The organism is Bacillus sp. S3, from assembly GCF_005154805.1.
Taxonomy (GTDB): domain Bacteria; phylum Bacillota; class Bacilli; order Bacillales; family Cytobacillaceae; genus Neobacillus.
Genome location: NZ_CP039727.1, coordinates 4,981,231 through 4,996,607, shown reverse-complemented (window position 1 = coordinate 4,996,607; position 15,377 = coordinate 4,981,231). Strand labels below are relative to the sequence as shown.

The following is a 15,377-nucleotide window of genomic DNA, read 5'->3' as shown; positions in this document are numbered from 1 at the left end:
GTGATGAAGAAATATTTAGTAGGGGCTGACCCATTTCCGCCATATCAGTTTTATAATGCGATGGGTGTTTTAGAAGGATCGGATTACAGTCATGCAGAAGAAATAATAAATAAAATGGGAGCTACTGCAGAGTACATCTTGGATGATTGGAGTAGAATTGAAAAAAAGCTTATTGATAAAGAAATTGATATTGCATTTCAGGTTCAAAAGACTCCAGAAAGAGAAAAACTCTACTCCTTTTCAAGTCTCTTTAGGAATGCCATAACCACGATCATTTCATGTGTAGATGAAGATCTTAAGTCTATTGAAGAAATTGATCTGTTGGATAAGAAGTTGGCTGTAATTAAAGGCTATAAATATGGAGATGTTATAGATCTGCTGCCAGAAAGAATAAAAGTCTACTCTCATGATCAACAGGAACAGGTTGAGTTTGTCATGCAAAATAAAGCTGATTATGCAGTGGTTGATCTTGGAGTCTTTGAATATCAGGCACAAGAGAGAGAGTTTGAAGGAGTTAAGATATTGAGACATCTTGATTTCACAAGACCACTTTATGTTGTTTTCAATAACCCTTCCGTTAGAGACGAATTTAACAGGTATCTATGAAACCATTTTTAATAGGGAAACACAGGCACGGTTCATTCGTTTCCCTATTAAAACAAACCAAAAGGGGTGGCGGTATGGCAAAAATTAAAGAAAATTTAGAGTCTCATGATGATCATTCTTTACGTCGTGTTCCTGATTCCGACAAACGGCCTATGTGGCAGGTATTAGTCGTAAGACTTGGCTTTTTTGCCTGTGTGTCACAATTGATGCTGGGTGCAACATTAGGGTATGGAATGTCTTTTTGGGATGCATTTTGGGCAGTTATGTGGGGAAGTGTAATCCTGCAAATTATTGGCTTTGGAATTGGCTTCGCAGCTGCTAAGGAAGGTCTGTCAACCGCATTGTTAACAAGATGGTCAGGGTTTGGAAATTTTGGTTCATTACTAATCGGGCTAGTTATTGCCATATCATTAACAGGGTGGTTTGGTGTTCAGAATGGTGTATTTGCATTAGGACTTTACGAAGCGACAAATATGTTTAATGTACAGATATGGTCAGTCATTACGGGGTTGGGTCTTACATTACTAGTTGTCTATGGATTTAAGGTTTTAAGTTACACGGCAAATATTGGATTACCTTTATTTTTAGTCGCCGTTGGCATTGCGGCATACAAGATGCTTGCAACTGCTGATATTGGCAGTCTGCTGGTTTCTCCAGCACCTGGTACCGCACTTCCAATGGGAGTTGCGATTACTATGGTAACTGGCGGGTTTGTTGTAGGGGTTGTCACAACGCCGGATATAAGCCGATATGTTCGGACATGGAAAGATGTATTTTGGATGACCGCCATAAGTACTTTTGTCGGGGAGTTAACCATATGCTTAATTGCAGTATTAATGGCGCATGCTGTTAAATCACCTGATGTTGTCACCATTATGCTTTCTTTGTCAGGCTGGATTGGGGCTTCCATTGTACTATTTTCTACTATTAAAACGAATGATCTTAATCTTTACTCATCTAGTCTCGGATTAACAAATTCTATGAATATATTTTTCAAGAAAAATTTTAATCGTGCTACAATGACGATTGTCGTTGGTTTATTCGGTACTTTCATGTCAGTTGCAGGGATTCTTGACAAATTTATAGGTTTTCTTGTTTTACTTGGTGTAGTTATCCCACCAGTTGTAGGTGTAATCATTGTTGATTATTTTATTTTAAAGCGTAGTAGGGCTGAGCTGGATGAAAGTAGAAGAAATAATGAACTGCCAAAGCATAGTGAAAGTTGGAATCCTATATCCATTGTTGCTTGGGCAGCTGGTTTCGCTGTTGGTTACTTTGTTACAGATATTGGAGTATCATCATTAAATTCATTAGTAGCGTCTGGTGTGGTTTATTATATCTGTATGAAACTATTTGGTTCAGCTATAACCATTAAAAAAGTAGAAACAGGAGTCTCAACATTGGGGTCAGACCCCCGCTCAGCTAAAGTTTAATGCGGTAATGCGTGATGATTTAACAGAGAGGCTGCTCTCTGTTTTTTTTGTCCTTAATTAGTCGAAATTTATTATCGAATGAGGGAGGGACTTGGAGGAGGGGATACTTGTCATTTGTTACTATGCTTAGTATGGAGAAAAATTCTAGTACAACAGCAGTACACGGTTCCTTTTTCAAAAAGCTCAATGGGACAGGTTTCAACATTCTTTTTAGGCAATTACCAAGGAGAATCTTGAATTGAAGCACACTTAGGCTACTATCAATCAAACATTTGATTGATAGCTGAAATTCGGGAAATTGATAGAACAATGTAAGTTCACGTGAAACTAGTAAAATAGTGTAAATTATAGGATGTGATCTGTACATTTCCCTAACAATTCTCGTCAAATTTCTTATCAATTTACGGGTGAAATCCTTTTAAATCAAAACCCTGCTGCTGTTTCAATCAAATGTTTGTATAATATAGCATATACGGAATTTCGTCGAAATGTTGTCGATTTGTAAAAATAGGAGTTCGAACCCATTTCGCTCCTTATTTTTATTGCACCTTTCAACAATTTTTTATCGATTGAACAGGAGAAAGGTGTATATATCAAGAATTGTGACGGTTTTAAATAAACGTTTGTTTGATAGGGAAAATTAAGGAGCAAGGTCGAGGTGTATGTGATTTCGGAAGAAATCACAAGGCCAGCATCCCACGATGGCTATGTTTTCCCTTTGATGCAAATCATACCAATAATTACAAAAGAACCATCTTTTTTATGAAAAATGGTTACTGCTATCATGCAATATGATGAATTAGGAAGCGGTGATACCCCCGGTCAATAATAAATACAGAACCCGTTGAGTAACTTGAATCATTTTGATCTGGACCATCATGTCGCCGATTTGCCGGTAACTGTTCTATTATTAGGTGAAACAGGGGTCGGGAAAAATTTTATGGCGAAGATTAAACATAATCATAGTAAAAGAAAGGATTATCCGTTTGTTCACATCAATTGTGGTGCTATACTTGAAAACCTTTTAGAATCTGAATTGTTTGGCTACGAAAAATGCGGTTACCGGGGCCTCAAAGGAAGGGAAAAAGGGACTTTTTGAGATTGCCAATCATGGGACTATCTTTTTGGATGAGATAGGGGATATGCCTCTGAGTCTTCAGGTTAAATTGCTGCACGTTTTTAGACGATAGAAAAGTACGTCGAATTGGCTGTTCGACAGCTTATGACGTAAAAGCGATAGTAATCGCTTCCACCAACAAAAATTTAAAGGACCTCGTTGAACAGGGGAAATTTCGCAAGGATTTATATTATCGCTTACATGTAGTGCCAATCGACATTCCGGCATAAGAGACAGAAAAGAAGATTTACTTCTCCTTATTCAATCATTCTTAGATCAGTTCAATTCAAAGTATGGTTTTACAAAACAGCTCTCGGAAGAAGCTCGCTGATTAATACGCTAGGAGATACAATTGGTAAACAAGACGTGTCTGAGGTGTTGGAACCTGCGTCTCCTTATTCAAATGAAGAAATCATCCCCCTAAAAAAACTTTTACGTTCAGCTTTTAAGAAATATCAAACAACCAAGAAAGTAGCGGAGGCATTACGGGTTGATCAATCTACCGTTGTAAAGAAAGCAAAAAGGCTTAACATAAGGGGCTGAATCCCACTCATCTAGTCAGTAAGACTCTAAAGGGCATAATTGTAAGGATTCTGTATGTTTATACAGTTTGTTTGTAGGCGGTACCGACTTGGGTGCTGCCTATTTTTATGCTTATATAAATGAAATCAATGCAGACTTCGCCATTATTTTCAAGTTTTTGAAAGGGAAAGTTCAGGATTGGGGAGGAATGAGGATTATTTCAAACAAACGTTTATGTAGTATCGGAATAACGAGAAATAGGTAGAATCATGTAAGTTCACGTGAAACCAGTCAAATAGTGCAAATATGTAGGTTCTCATCTGCACATTTCCTCGGCAATTCCCGACAATTTTCTTAAATGAATACAGAAGAAATTCATTTTTACCAACCCTTTTCTTCTGTTTCAATCAAATGTTTGAATAGTATATCCTATTTGGAATTTCGTCGAAAGGATGTCGATTCTTGAAAATAATGGTTCGAATCTAATTTAAAATCCTATTCCTCTAAAACATATTAATTTAATTCGATGTGGATAATTTTACCTAAAAAAAATTTATCGGAAGTGTAATATTTAGAAAATTGTAAAAGTATCAATAGTAACATACAAAACATATATTTTTTTTGAAAGTTAAGTGAAACGATTTACTGAATCGATTTACTAAGATGAGGTGATGATTAGGTGTAGGTGAAAATTAACAACACACTCAATACTAGCCGTATCTATTTTATCGTTTTAGTTGATTTGTCCCAATCATGTGATAAAGAGGGGATTAGAATGATTGAAGAATTACTAGGCACAGTATTACGTACAATGACTCCTATTTTACTAGCTGCATTGGGTGGGCTGATTAGTGAGCGCCTTGGGGTGTTTAATATTGCACTTGAAGGAAAAATGTTATTTGGAGCATTTTTTTCAATATATGGGACATTTCTAACCGGAAATCCCATGATAGGAACATTGTTTGGTGTAGTTGTAGGCGGATTCATAGGCTTTTTGTTTGTGACTCTGGTTGAAAAATATAAAGCTGAGCCCATTATAACCGCAATAGGCGTGAATACACTTGCCCTGGGGGTTACTACATTTGCTATGAAAGAAACCTTTGGGGATTTGGGTTCTATCCAATCAAATATTAAAGGTTTTTCTAAACTAGATATACCTATATTAAGAGATATACCCTTTGTTAATACAGTTTTAAATGGACATACACCATTAACCTATATTTCTTTAATCCTTGTTGTCATTTTAAGTTTTATTATTTATAGAACGTACATTGGTATTAATTTAAGGGCAGTCGGAGAGAAGCCTGAGGCTGCTGAAGCTACCGGAGTATCGGTTATTAAATACCGAACTATAGGCGTTTGCATGACAGGTGTATTATGTGGATTGGCAGGAGCACACTTAGCACTTGGATATGTGACGATGTTTACGGAAGGGATGACGGCAGGCAGAGGTTTCTTTGCTTATGCAGCGGTATTGTTCGGCAAGACAGATCCATTTATTGTATTTGTGGCGAGTGGAATATTTGGGTTTGCCGAAAGTATTTCCTTAAGGGCACAACAATTTGGATTCCCTTCATCCCTTGTACTTATGATGCCATATATCATTACCATCCTTGCCCTCAGTATCCGATACAAAAGGGTGAAAAAAAGGACAAAAAATCTTTTGGCAAGATAGGCGAAGTCATCAAAAAATATGAAACTTTGTTATTTCATAAAAGGAGAAGAGATGAAAGATAATTTTTCAAGCAAAAAGCCAACATTAAAAGATGTAGCAAAAAAGGCCGGTACTTCAGTAACTACTGCATCTATCGTTTTAAGTAAAGCAAATGATTACGAGAGAATTTCGTTAAAACTAAGAGAAAAAATTGAAAAGACGGCCTTGTCACTTGGATATCAAGCAAACTATGTCGCAAAAGCGTTGCGGCAACAACAGACAATGCAAATTGGTTTGGTAATCCCCAATATGTCTCATCCTTACATGCCCTTATTAATTCGGGGAACTGGTGAAGTGGCAAAAGAAGAAGGATATAACCTTATTCTAATGAATTTGACCGACTTAAATACAGAAGAAGCGAAAGAATCCATTAAGAAATTAAAGAATTCTAGTGCAGTAGATGGATTAATCATTCAATCAATGGCTAACGAACTCTCCTCTGCAACTCATAATATGAAAACAGTTTATATTGATGATCACCATGCCACACCTAGTGTGTCTTTTGGACCGGATGATGCTGCATATAAGCTAACAGAAATGTTTGCCTTTCGGGGGATTAAAGATATTGCCCTAATTAATGCTAATTCAAAAAGAGATACGTTTATTCTAAGAGAAGAGGGATATAAAAAGGCATTGAAAGACTTTGGTTTACCTTTTAATTCTGAATTAGTATGTAGAGTAAGTCCCAATCTGGAAGGTGGTATAAAGGCCTGCGAATGGCTGCTTTCTTTGCCAATAAGGCCCTCTGCAATTGTTGTTGCGACAGATGTAATTGCACATAGTTTATTGCTGAAAATGATATCCGCGGGAATAAAAGTTCCTGATGAGATAGCAATTGCTAGCATAGATGATGTTGAATTATCTTCGGTTCTTGTTCCGTCTTTAACATGTATGCATGTTGATGCTCATGAAATTGGAAAAAGGGCTGCAAAAATATTAATAAATATGATCAACGGGGAAAACATGGAGGGGCATATTGAAACAATCCCAGCAAGGTTAATTATTCGCGAGTCAAGTGCTAAACAGAGGGAGGAATAAAAATGGAAATTACAAAAGCAATGGATTTCTCAAATAAGGTGGCAATCATTACTGGAGGTAGAGCAGGCGTTGGCAGAGGGATTGCTAATCGCTTTGCGCAAGCTGGGGCCAATGTTGTCATTACTTATTCAAGTGAGGCAGTAGCAGAAAACGCGCAAAATGTAGCAAAAGAAATTGAAGCGATGGGTGTTAAAAGTCAGGCTGTCTATTTAGACCAAAGGGACATCGTTCAGTGTAAATTTATGGTTGAAAAGGTAGTGGAGGAGTTTGGTAAGGTTGACATTCTAGTAAATAATGCAGGGATCTATCCTCATCACAATTCCTTAACTATTGAGGAAAGTGAGTGGGATAATATGCTCGATAGTAATTTAAAAGGAACTTTTTATTGTTGCCAAGCAGCGGGAAATCAAATGATTGATCAGGGAAATGGTGGCTCCATCATTAATATAATTTCTATTAATGCTTTCAGACCTATGGCAAACGGGCTTGCCTACGGTGCTTCAAAAGCTGGATTGGCAATGGTAACACGTTGTCTTGCCACTGACCTTGGCAAATATGGTATCAGGGTTAATGGTGTTGCCCCTGGATTAATAGATGCCCCCGGGTTAGATCAGGCTGTTCCGGGATGGAGGGAAAAGTATAATGACCGTGCTCCATTAGGACGGATTGGAAACCCTGAGGATATTGGTGATGCATGTTTATTTCTTAGTTCACCATTATCAAGTTGGATAACTGGTCAGGTTTTGACAGTTGATGGGGGTATAACCTTAGCAGAAGCGTATTAAAAAATTTTTTAACAATGGAGAGTGAAGATTATTGAATAACTTTATGCTTTCAGGAAGAACAGCAATTATTACTGGCGGTGGCAGTGGCTTAGGTACTGGTATAGCCCAAGCATTAGGGGAGGCCGGGGCTAATATTGTTTTAGGTGATATTAATCAAGAAGCACTGGAAAATGCCACTGCAAGTTTAAAGGATATGGGTATTGATGTAATTGGTGTATATATGGATATCACTCAAGATGAAAGTATTGAGAGTGCATTCCAATGTGCGATTAAACAATTCGGGGGGATTGATATCCTCGTAAATAATGCCGGTATTACGAAGCTTCAAAATATTTTTGATATAACTACCAAAGATTGGGATATGATCTTTAATCTTAACGTTAGGGCTATGTTCAGTTGTAGTCAACTATTTGCTTCACAGTTATTCAAAGATCATAAGCCGGGGAGAATTGTTAATATAGCCTCTAATGCGGGGAAAGTAAGCTACATCGGGCAAGCACATTATAATGCATCAAAGGCCGCAGTCATCAACCTAACCCAAAGTTTAGCAAAGGAATTTGCCCCAATGAATATTAACGTAAATGCAGTTTGCCCTGGTGCAGTAGATACTGAAATGCTAAGAAAATTAATGGTTCAGACAGTACAGGAATCTGCTGAAGCTATTTCGGTTGAAACCTTAAGGGAAACCTGGGGGCCGCCTCAGCTCGGGCGTTTAATCCAACCTATAGAGGTTGGGAGAGTTATAGCTTTTCTGGCCTCTGATTCAGCTGAGATTATTCGTGGACAATCGATTTCAGTTGATGGAGGCAACACACCCTACTAATCTCCTAAAATAGTGAAGAGTGTGTATTATTAAATATCTGGATTGAACTAATTTCTTAAAAACGGCACTATGCTTCAAGACTAAGAATGGTGAGGGAGTGTTGAAAGTTGAAAAGAATATGTTCTAAACTCATTTCAATTATGGTTATTGTAGGAATGGTTCTAACGGGTTGCGGTGTTTCCAAAGATAATGCCAACAAAGCTACAGCTGAAAAAAAGGTTGCTTTAATCTTGCCACAAAGTCTTGGGGATGGCGGTCCAGCGGATGATATGAATGCTGCAATGAAGCGTGCGAAAAACGATTTAGGGGTGAAGACTTCTGTTTATGAAGCACTACAGCCAGCAGAATATGAGACATCACTTCGTAATTTTGCCCGCCAGGGGAACAAATTAATTATCACAGCATTCCCGGGAATGATTGAACCGCTGAAAAAGGTAGCACCTGAATTTCCTGACACACATTTTGTATTGATTTATGGCTCAGAGGATTTTAAAGTGCCGAACATTACTGCGGTAGATTTTGCTACTTGGGAAGTTAACTATGTAGTGGGTATAGCCGCGGGTATGATGACTGAGACTGGGAAGTTGGGGCATATAGTAGGCACTGAGGATAATACCATTATGGCCAATTATAATGCATTTCTAAAAGGAGCAAAAACAGTAAGGGGTGATGTTACTGTCACCCGAATCAATGCAAATTCTTTTGAGGACCCAGCGAAAGGAAAGGAAATCTCGTTCAGTTTAATTAATCAAGGTGTCGATGTGTTACTTGGTGATTCGGCAAAAACAACACTAGGCATTATTGAAGCAAGCAAGGAGAAGGGAATATTAGTCATTGGGGATTCCAGCGATCATTCTCAGCTTGCTCCATCTAATGTTTTAATGGATACACAAATCGGGTTTGGTAACAGTGTCTATGATCAAATTGAAAAATTCGTCAAGGGCTCACTTAAAGGTGGGTTAACAACAGCTACTTTCAATAATGGTGGCATCGGTCTTACAAGAAATACAGAATTAGGTAAAAATGTTCCTGAACTATCCGATAAACTTCAAGAAGTGAACAAAAAGGTTGACGAAGCCATCGAAGCTATTAAATCAGGAAGCTTAGTAATAGAGAGAAATATTAGCAGATAATGTTTTTTGATTCAATAGTAATTTTATATTCATTACACTTTGGACAGTAACTCAATAGAAGCGAAGGGAATAATAGTTATGCAATATGAACTTGAGGCAAGGAATATTACCAAGCGATTCTCTGCTACTTTAGCTAATGACAATGTTTCTCTGTGTGTAAAAGCTGGGGAAGTCCATGCCCTTGTTGGGGAGAACGGGGCAGGAAAGTCTACATTAATGAATATTTTATACGGCATGCTTAGTCCAGACTCCGGTGAAATTCTTTATCGAGGCAAACAAGTTAGGCTAAAGTCGCCTAACGATGCTCTTGCCTTAGGTATTGGCATGGTACATCAACATTTTATGCTTTCCCCTTCTTTATCTGTTGCTGAGAATATCGTCTTAGGAAAACCTCCAAAAAGGAAATTTGTGTGGAAACCGAATGAATTTAGGAAAGAAATTGAACGAATCCAAGAGGAGTTTGATTTAAAAATTCCTTTAGACACTAAGGTTCAGGATATTTCTGTAGGGCTGATGCAGCGTGTAGAGATTATTAAAATTCTTTTTAAAGGAGCAAGGTTAATTATCCTTGATGAGCCAACAGCTACCTTAACCCCTCAAGAAACAAAAACTCTTTTTCAGACAATAAGAAAATTAACTAAGAGAGGTTATTCCATCATATTTATCACCCATAAATTGCGTGAGGTTATGGAGATTTCAGACAGAATCACCGCAATGAGGGCCGGAAAGACGATTGGCACAGTTAATACAAGTGAGGTGCAGCCAAGGGATATTGCCAGAATGATGATTGGAAGAGATATTGATGGCTTGCAAAAGTCACAAATAAAAACCGGCACACTCAGTTTGGAAATAAAAGATTTAACTGTTATAGGAGACCAAAAAAAAATAGAAGTAGATAATTTTTCCCTTCGACTATATAGTGGCGAAATACTCGGTATAGCAGGAGTTGAAGGAAACGGACAAACGGAACTTTCTGAAGCAATTATTGGTGTGCGAAATATAACAAGTGGTTCTATAACGCTAAATGGGAAAACTATTTCAAATGATTCTGTAAGGAACCGAATGTTACAGGGGCTTGCCCATATTCCTCAGGATAGAATGAGGGAGGGCCTAGCATTATCCAATTCTATCACCGAAAATATTATCATTAATAAACATAATGTACCACCAATTGCCAAAAGGGGCATTATTAATTGGAAAAAAGCAAGGGAATTAAGTAAGGCATTAATTCAAACATATTCTATTAAAACTCCTTCAGAGGCAGAGCATGCAAAGAATTTATCCGGTGGAAATATGCAAAAAATTATCGTTGCAAGAGAGCTTTCACGTGATCCTAACGTAGTAGTCGCCTGCCAGCCTACCAGAGGAGTTGATATCGGATCCTCCAAATATATCAGACAAATGCTCGTCAATGTTAGAGAGCGGGGAGGGGCCGTTCTTCTTATCTCAGCAGATCTTGACGAAATATTGGAACTTTGCGACCGAATTATTGTGATTTATGAAGGAAGGATTTCTGGGGAGCTGCTGGACTCAAATGCCAATGAAGAAAAATTGGGGCAAATGATGTTCGGTACACATTATCAGGAGGCTAGGTATGATGTCCTTTAATGAATTTTTCAAAAAACACATTAGAAAAATTTATCTAATACTGGTTGTTATCCTAGGTGCATTCCTCATAAACACTGTGGTCCTTCTATTGACAGGTAAGGATGTAGCGATGGTCTATTCTACACTTTTTACGGGGGCTTTTGGTGATCAATGGAGTATTGCAAATTCCATTAGATGGGCATTACCCCTTATGTTTACTGGCCTCGCTTTTGCAGTTGCATTCAGAGGTGGGATGTTTAATGTAGGTGCTGAAGGTCAATTATACCTAGGTGCTTTCGCAGCAGCATGGGTAGGGTTTACCTTCATTGATCTACCAAAATTAATCCTCATTCCTTTATGTATAATTGCAGCTGGAGTTGTCGGGGCGGCATGGTCTATGTTGGCAGGTTGGTTAAAATTAAAATTTAAAGCAAATGAAGTTGTTACTACGCTGATGCTAAACTATGTAGCCATATTATTTACCGAATACTTAATTAGGTATCCATTTTATGAACCAGGCACTGCCGGTGAAAGTGGGGCATCAAAGGAAATTGCCTCCCAAGCCATGCTTAACGTACTTTTGGCAGGAAGTAATATAACTACAGGAATATTTTTTGCTTTAATTTTAATTATCATCGTATATTATTGGAATACTAAAACTTCATCTGGGTACGAGATTAATATAATCGGAAATAATGAAAGATTTGCTAATTTTTCCGGAATTCAAGTACCGAGAGGAAAAATGTTAGTAATGGCTGTGAGTGGCGCAATTGCAGGTTTTGGGGGAGCTATAGAAATCCTTGGAATTCATCACCGTTTTATTATTAACTTTTCAAATGGATTAGGTTTTGATGGGATTGTTGTTTCGTTGCTAAGTAACAATAACCCATTATTTATACCATTGTCTGCACTATTTATGGGTGCAATGAAAAGCGGAGGGATCACATTAGAAATGGTAGGTGATGTCCCAAAAGCAATGGTAAATATATTGCTGGGCGTAATCATCATGCTCATAACAATTAAAAAAGTCCCGTTTTTATCGAAGAGCAAGAAGTGAATTTTATTATTAAAAGGACGAGGTGGCAGTCACCTCGTCCTGATTATTTAATCGTGCAATTTGGGGTCAGACCCCACTCAGCTAAAGTGTACTGCGGTAAAGCGAGATACTAGGGAATTCGGAGGTCGTCTATTTTTTATGATAATTTTGACCGTAAAGCCTAATTATATCTCCTGGAAGAATCGCACAGTTATTATCCCTTTGATCCCCACGTTTAATGCTTCATGACCAATTAGGGGAAAGTCAATTTCCGGCAGATTTCCGCATTATTTTTATCCATTTACATGGGGGAGTCCTGAATTGAAGCACACTTAGTCCACTTTCAACCAAACAATTAATTGATGGTGGAATATCGGGGAATAGAGAGAATCATGTAAGTTTACGTGAAACCAGTTAAATCATGTAAATTTAAGGGGTTGATCTGTAAATTTCCCTGGCAATTCTCGACAACTTTCTTTTCAATTTCGCAGGGAAATCCTAATGGATTGCCATTTAGCTGCTGTTTCAATCAAATGTTTGCATAATAAAGTAGATACGGAAATTGGTCGAAAGAATGTCGTCGGTTCATGAAAATAGCGATTCAATTTTGGTGTCAGACCCCCGCTCAGCTAAAGTTTAATGCGGTAAAGTGTGATGGTTTGAAAAAGAAAGGAGGTGCCAGTTCTGTTGTCGAGAAATAACAGCATTTGGTTTCCTGATGCGAAGGATCATTTTTACGAACCGAGGCACTCGGATAAAGATGGCTGAATTGTTCACTATATTTAGCCATCAAAATACACCCCAAAAGGTAGATTTTCGATCTATCTTTTGGGGTGCAGTACTACTTTCCTTGTGCTTTTTCTAATCATTTATGTAAATTTGCTATTTCAGTTCCAACTTTTACTTCTCCTGTTTTAGACAAGGTCAGCTCTTTTCCTTTTTCCTTTAGATTAGGGAAGACGAGTACAGAGATAATTTCTTTTCCTTTTTCCTCGATAAACGTTAAATCAAATGAACCTATTCGGTCTTGTGCTTGAACCCTGTCGCCTGACTCAATTAGTATGTCAAAACCTTCCCCATTTAATTCGACAGTTTCTAGGCCAAGGTGTAAGAGTAATTCTACACCGTCCTCCGTCATTAATCCGATCGCATGCTTTGTTGGGAATACTTGTGTTACTTTTCCGCTGATTGGAGAGTATATTTCTCCGTTTGTTGGGATAAAACCGATTCCTTCTCCCATCATTTTTTGCGAGAAAACAGGATCTGGTACACTTTCTAATTTAATCACTTCTGCGTTCAATGGGCTTTGAATCGCAATGTTCTCAGACTTTTTATTTTTTTTAAATAACATACAAAGCCTACCCTTCGATATCTTTTCTACTCCTATAATCCATGTATCCGAATAGTAATGCTTCTAACACCACAAAAAAGGAAGAAACAGACTGGGTCCACCAGTTTTGCGGTGCTGGGTTTAGTGTGCTAGAGGCGTATAATTTAAAATCAGCTTTTCCGGCTAACGAATTACTTTTAAAATTTGTAAGTGATATAGTCTTAGCGCCTTTTACTTTTGGAATGTCCAACACACCATCCAAAGTTGGGTTTTCACCTGAGAGGGATAATACGAAAATTAGATCTTCCTCTGTAACATTTTCGATAATCCTTCTATATTCGGAAGAGTATATAGAACCTGGCAGAATGTGCACAGAACGACCACTCATCATAAAGAGCCGCTGTAATTCATTCGCTTGGTTTACTTGTGCAACGCCTGTTGACAAAATATAGATGTCTTTACATTCATCTAAAGCTTCATAAATAGAGTGTAGATCGACATTTTTCAAATACTCTACGGTTTTTTCTATATCTGTAATGACTTGATCAAATAATTCATGTGGTTCTTGGTAATCCATCTTTCTTGCTGCTTCTCGCTTAATATAATTCTTAAATTCACTAAAACCACTAAAGCCTAATTTTTGAGAAAAACGCAAGACAGAAGATTTTGATGTAAAACTGTTTTGTGCAACTTCATTGATTCCCATGCGACCAATCGTATCCTTGTGGTCAAGAACATATTTAGCAATATTCTCATCAATATCACTAAAGTGTTTGTAATTTTTATTAATGATTTCTTCAATCTTCAATTAAGGAACCTCCTGGTGCTAGAAAACTAGATAAGAAGAAAAAATTCTCTCCTCATCTAGTTTACCAAGTCAGTTATGATTAATGAAGTTCAGGCCAAAAATCTTTATTGGCTTCAATAAGGTTGTCCAAAATCTTCTTAGCGACACTTGCACTTGGAACTGTTTTCGATAGGGTAAGTGCTTGCCATAGTTTTTGATAAGATTGTTCCAAATATGCTTGTACGACTAATTTTTCTACAGAAACTTGTTGTTCAATCATTCCTTTTTGGAATTGTGGAATGATTCCCATTGCTAATGGTTCTACACCAGCTTTACTAACTAAACATGGAACTTCCACCATTGCCGTTGGATCGACGTTTGCAATGGCACCATTATTTTCTACAATTAATAGCATTCTTTCATAGGTGTTATAGGCTAATGCTCCCGCTAATTGCACGATAAATTCTGCATGTTCACCCGCTTCAATGCTTGTACCCTCTGCAGTACCAGCTTCAACAATTCGATTACATTCAGCAAATACATTTTTCTCACGATGGTTCATTACCTCGTTTGCACGTGTCCATTCAGGATTCGCATGCTCTACCACATAATCAGGATATAGGTAATATTTCAAGTACGTATTTGGCAGAGTATCAGGGTCTACCACATAAAGGTCTTTTGCTTTTTGGAACGTATCCATCCAGCTGGCTTCTTCAAGAAGTGGATTTTCATTATCCCCTTTAGGTCCATATCCCCATTCTCTTACATGTTCTTTAAGAGCAGGCATTAAATCGTTACCCTCTTTATCATGAATCTCAGTCCACCATCCGAAATGGTTAAGTCCGTAGTAACGGTCAACGATTGACTGTTCATCAATACCAAGAATCGTTGCCATTGATTTTTTAAGAGCTACTGGCATATCACAGATGTTGATAATTTTAGAATTTGGACGTAATATCCGTGTTGCTTCTGCGACAATAGATGCTGGGTTAGAATAGTTTAGCATCCATGCATCTGGAGAGTATTTTTCCATATAGTCAACTAGTTCAATAACTCCCGGGATAGAGCGCATACCGTATGCAATTCCGCCAGGGCCACATGTTTCTTGTCCTACAACCCCATATTTTAATGGAATCTTTTCATCTTGTTCACGCATCTTCAATCCGCCGACTCGGATATGCGCCATTACGAAGTCAACATCTTTGAATGCTTCTTCTGGATCCGTTGTTGCAACAAATTCAATTTCAGGAGCACGTTCTTTAATGATGATTTCACAAGCGTTAGCAACAATATCTTGACGACTTTTATCATTATCATATAATTTTAATTTTCTTATAGGAAATTTATCTTGATTTTCGATTAACATCATGACAATACCAGCTGTGTAAGTACTGCCTCCACCAGCAATTACTACGGAATTTTTCTTTTTCATCTTGAATCCCTCTTTCTGTAAATTGATAATTTCT

15 protein-coding genes and 1 pseudogene are annotated in these 15,377 nt (G+C 37.7%); 12 read left to right on the top strand and 4 right to left on the bottom strand.

Translation table 11 applies throughout. The features are described 5' to 3' along the window. Positions 1-3: 3 nt before the first annotated feature. From FAY30_RS23925 to FAY30_RS23880, 12 genes and pseudogenes are all read left to right on the top strand, one after another. Entirely contained in the window at positions 4-606 is a 603-nt protein-coding gene (locus FAY30_RS23925; protein WP_149872190.1) for a substrate-binding periplasmic protein, read from the top strand. A gap of 74 nt (positions 607-680) precedes the next feature. Then, entirely contained in the window at positions 681-2,039 is a 1,359-nt protein-coding gene (locus FAY30_RS23920) for a purine-cytosine permease family protein (RefSeq protein WP_149872189.1), read from the top strand. A gap of 844 nt (positions 2,040-2,883) precedes the next feature. Then, a pseudogene (locus FAY30_RS28130) lies at positions 2,884-3,229 on the top strand (sigma 54-interacting transcriptional regulator). Between the two features lie 13 nt (positions 3,230-3,242). Next, positions 3,243-3,386 carry a sigma 54-interacting transcriptional regulator gene (locus FAY30_RS28125; protein ID WP_411675509.1) on the top strand — a complete coding sequence of 48 codons (144 nt, stop codon included), beginning with the start codon at positions 3,243-3,245 and terminating at the stop codon, positions 3,384-3,386. A 136-nt stretch (positions 3,387-3,522) separates the two neighbouring features. Then, entirely contained in the window at positions 3,523-3,699 is a 177-nt protein-coding gene (locus FAY30_RS28120) for a hypothetical protein (protein WP_411675468.1), read from the top strand. Between the two features lie 754 nt (positions 3,700-4,453). Continuing rightward, entirely contained in the window at positions 4,454-5,353 is a 900-nt protein-coding gene (locus tag FAY30_RS23910) for an ABC transporter permease (RefSeq protein ID WP_149872188.1), read from the top strand. A 51-nt stretch (positions 5,354-5,404) separates the two neighbouring features. Continuing rightward, the gene (locus FAY30_RS23905) at positions 5,405-6,430 is read left to right on the top strand and encodes a LacI family DNA-binding transcriptional regulator (RefSeq protein WP_190284752.1); all 1,026 of its coding nucleotides are present in this window, start codon (positions 5,405-5,407) and stop codon (positions 6,428-6,430) included. Between the two features lie 2 nt (positions 6,431-6,432). Beyond that, on the top strand, positions 6,433-7,215 hold the full coding sequence (locus FAY30_RS23900; protein WP_149872186.1) for an SDR family NAD(P)-dependent oxidoreductase: 783 nt from the start codon (positions 6,433-6,435) through the stop codon (positions 7,213-7,215). Positions 7,216-7,246: 31 nt separating this feature from the next. Further along, positions 7,247-8,038: an SDR family NAD(P)-dependent oxidoreductase gene (locus tag FAY30_RS23895; protein ID WP_223820837.1), complete on the top strand. Its 792-nt coding sequence runs from the start codon at positions 7,247-7,249 to the stop codon at positions 8,036-8,038. Between the two features lie 107 nt (positions 8,039-8,145). Next, positions 8,146-9,171, top strand: coding sequence for a BMP family lipoprotein (locus tag FAY30_RS23890; protein ID WP_149872185.1), 1,026 nt, complete (start codon positions 8,146-8,148; stop codon positions 9,169-9,171). Positions 9,172-9,249: 78 nt separating this feature from the next. Next, on the top strand, positions 9,250-10,779 hold the full coding sequence (locus FAY30_RS23885) for an ABC transporter ATP-binding protein (protein ID WP_223820836.1): 1,530 nt from the start codon (positions 9,250-9,252) through the stop codon (positions 10,777-10,779). Further along, entirely contained in the window at positions 10,769-11,815 is a 1,047-nt protein-coding gene (locus tag FAY30_RS23880; protein ID WP_190284751.1) for an ABC transporter permease, read from the top strand. Before FAY30_RS23885 ends, FAY30_RS23880 begins: the two co-directional genes overlap by 11 nt. 604 nt (positions 11,816-12,419) lie before the next feature. Here FAY30_RS23880 and FAY30_RS27355 read toward each other — a convergent pair. The 4 genes from FAY30_RS27355 to FAY30_RS23865 all read right to left on the bottom strand — a co-directional run bounded on the left by FAY30_RS27355 (position 12,420) and on the right by FAY30_RS23865 (position 15,343). Further along, on the bottom strand, positions 12,420-12,584 hold the full coding sequence (locus FAY30_RS27355; protein ID WP_190284750.1) for a hypothetical protein: 165 nt from the start codon (positions 12,582-12,584) through the stop codon (positions 12,420-12,422). Positions 12,585-12,659: 75 nt separating this feature from the next. Further along, the gene (locus tag FAY30_RS23875; RefSeq protein ID WP_149872183.1) at positions 12,660-13,145 is read right to left on the bottom strand and encodes a PTS sugar transporter subunit IIA; all 486 of its coding nucleotides are present in this window, start codon (positions 13,143-13,145) and stop codon (positions 12,660-12,662) included. 7 nt (positions 13,146-13,152) lie between these two features. Continuing rightward, a complete protein-coding gene (locus FAY30_RS23870; RefSeq protein WP_149872182.1) occupies positions 13,153-13,932 on the bottom strand; it encodes a MurR/RpiR family transcriptional regulator in 780 nt (259 codons plus the stop codon). A gap of 79 nt (positions 13,933-14,011) precedes the next feature. Next, positions 14,012-15,343, bottom strand: coding sequence for a 6-phospho-alpha-glucosidase (locus FAY30_RS23865; RefSeq protein WP_149872181.1), 1,332 nt, complete (start codon positions 15,341-15,343; stop codon positions 14,012-14,014). Between the last annotated feature and the right edge of the window lie 34 nt (positions 15,344-15,377).

What these genes read in the sequence shown, in the direction of transcription:
- FAY30_RS23920 (WP_149872189.1), top strand. Translation starts at nt 681, where the DNA reads ATGGCAAAAATTAAAGAAAATTTAGAGTCTCATGATGATCATTCTTTA.
- FAY30_RS23885 (WP_223820836.1), top strand. Translation starts at nt 9,250, where the DNA reads ATGCAATATGAACTTGAGGCAAGGAATATTACCAAGCGATTCTCTGCT.
- FAY30_RS23875 (WP_149872183.1), bottom strand. Translation starts at nt 13,145, where the DNA reads ATGTTATTTAAAAAAAATAAAAAGTCTGAGAACATTGCGATTCAAAGC.
- FAY30_RS23905 (WP_190284752.1), top strand. Translation starts at nt 5,405, where the DNA reads ATGAAAGATAATTTTTCAAGCAAAAAGCCAACATTAAAAGATGTAGCA.
- FAY30_RS23925 (WP_149872190.1), top strand. Translation starts at nt 4, where the DNA reads ATGAAGAAATATTTAGTAGGGGCTGACCCATTTCCGCCATATCAGTTT.
- FAY30_RS23880 (WP_190284751.1), top strand. Translation starts at nt 10,769, where the DNA reads ATGTCCTTTAATGAATTTTTCAAAAAACACATTAGAAAAATTTATCTA.
- FAY30_RS23900 (WP_149872186.1), top strand. Translation starts at nt 6,433, where the DNA reads ATGGAAATTACAAAAGCAATGGATTTCTCAAATAAGGTGGCAATCATT.
- FAY30_RS23865 (WP_149872181.1), bottom strand. Translation starts at nt 15,343, where the DNA reads ATGAAAAAGAAAAATTCCGTAGTAATTGCTGGTGGAGGCAGTACTTAC.
- FAY30_RS27355 (WP_190284750.1), bottom strand. Translation starts at nt 12,584, where the DNA reads ATGGCTAAATATAGTGAACAATTCAGCCATCTTTATCCGAGTGCCTCG.
- FAY30_RS23910 (WP_149872188.1), top strand. Translation starts at nt 4,454, where the DNA reads ATGATTGAAGAATTACTAGGCACAGTATTACGTACAATGACTCCTATT.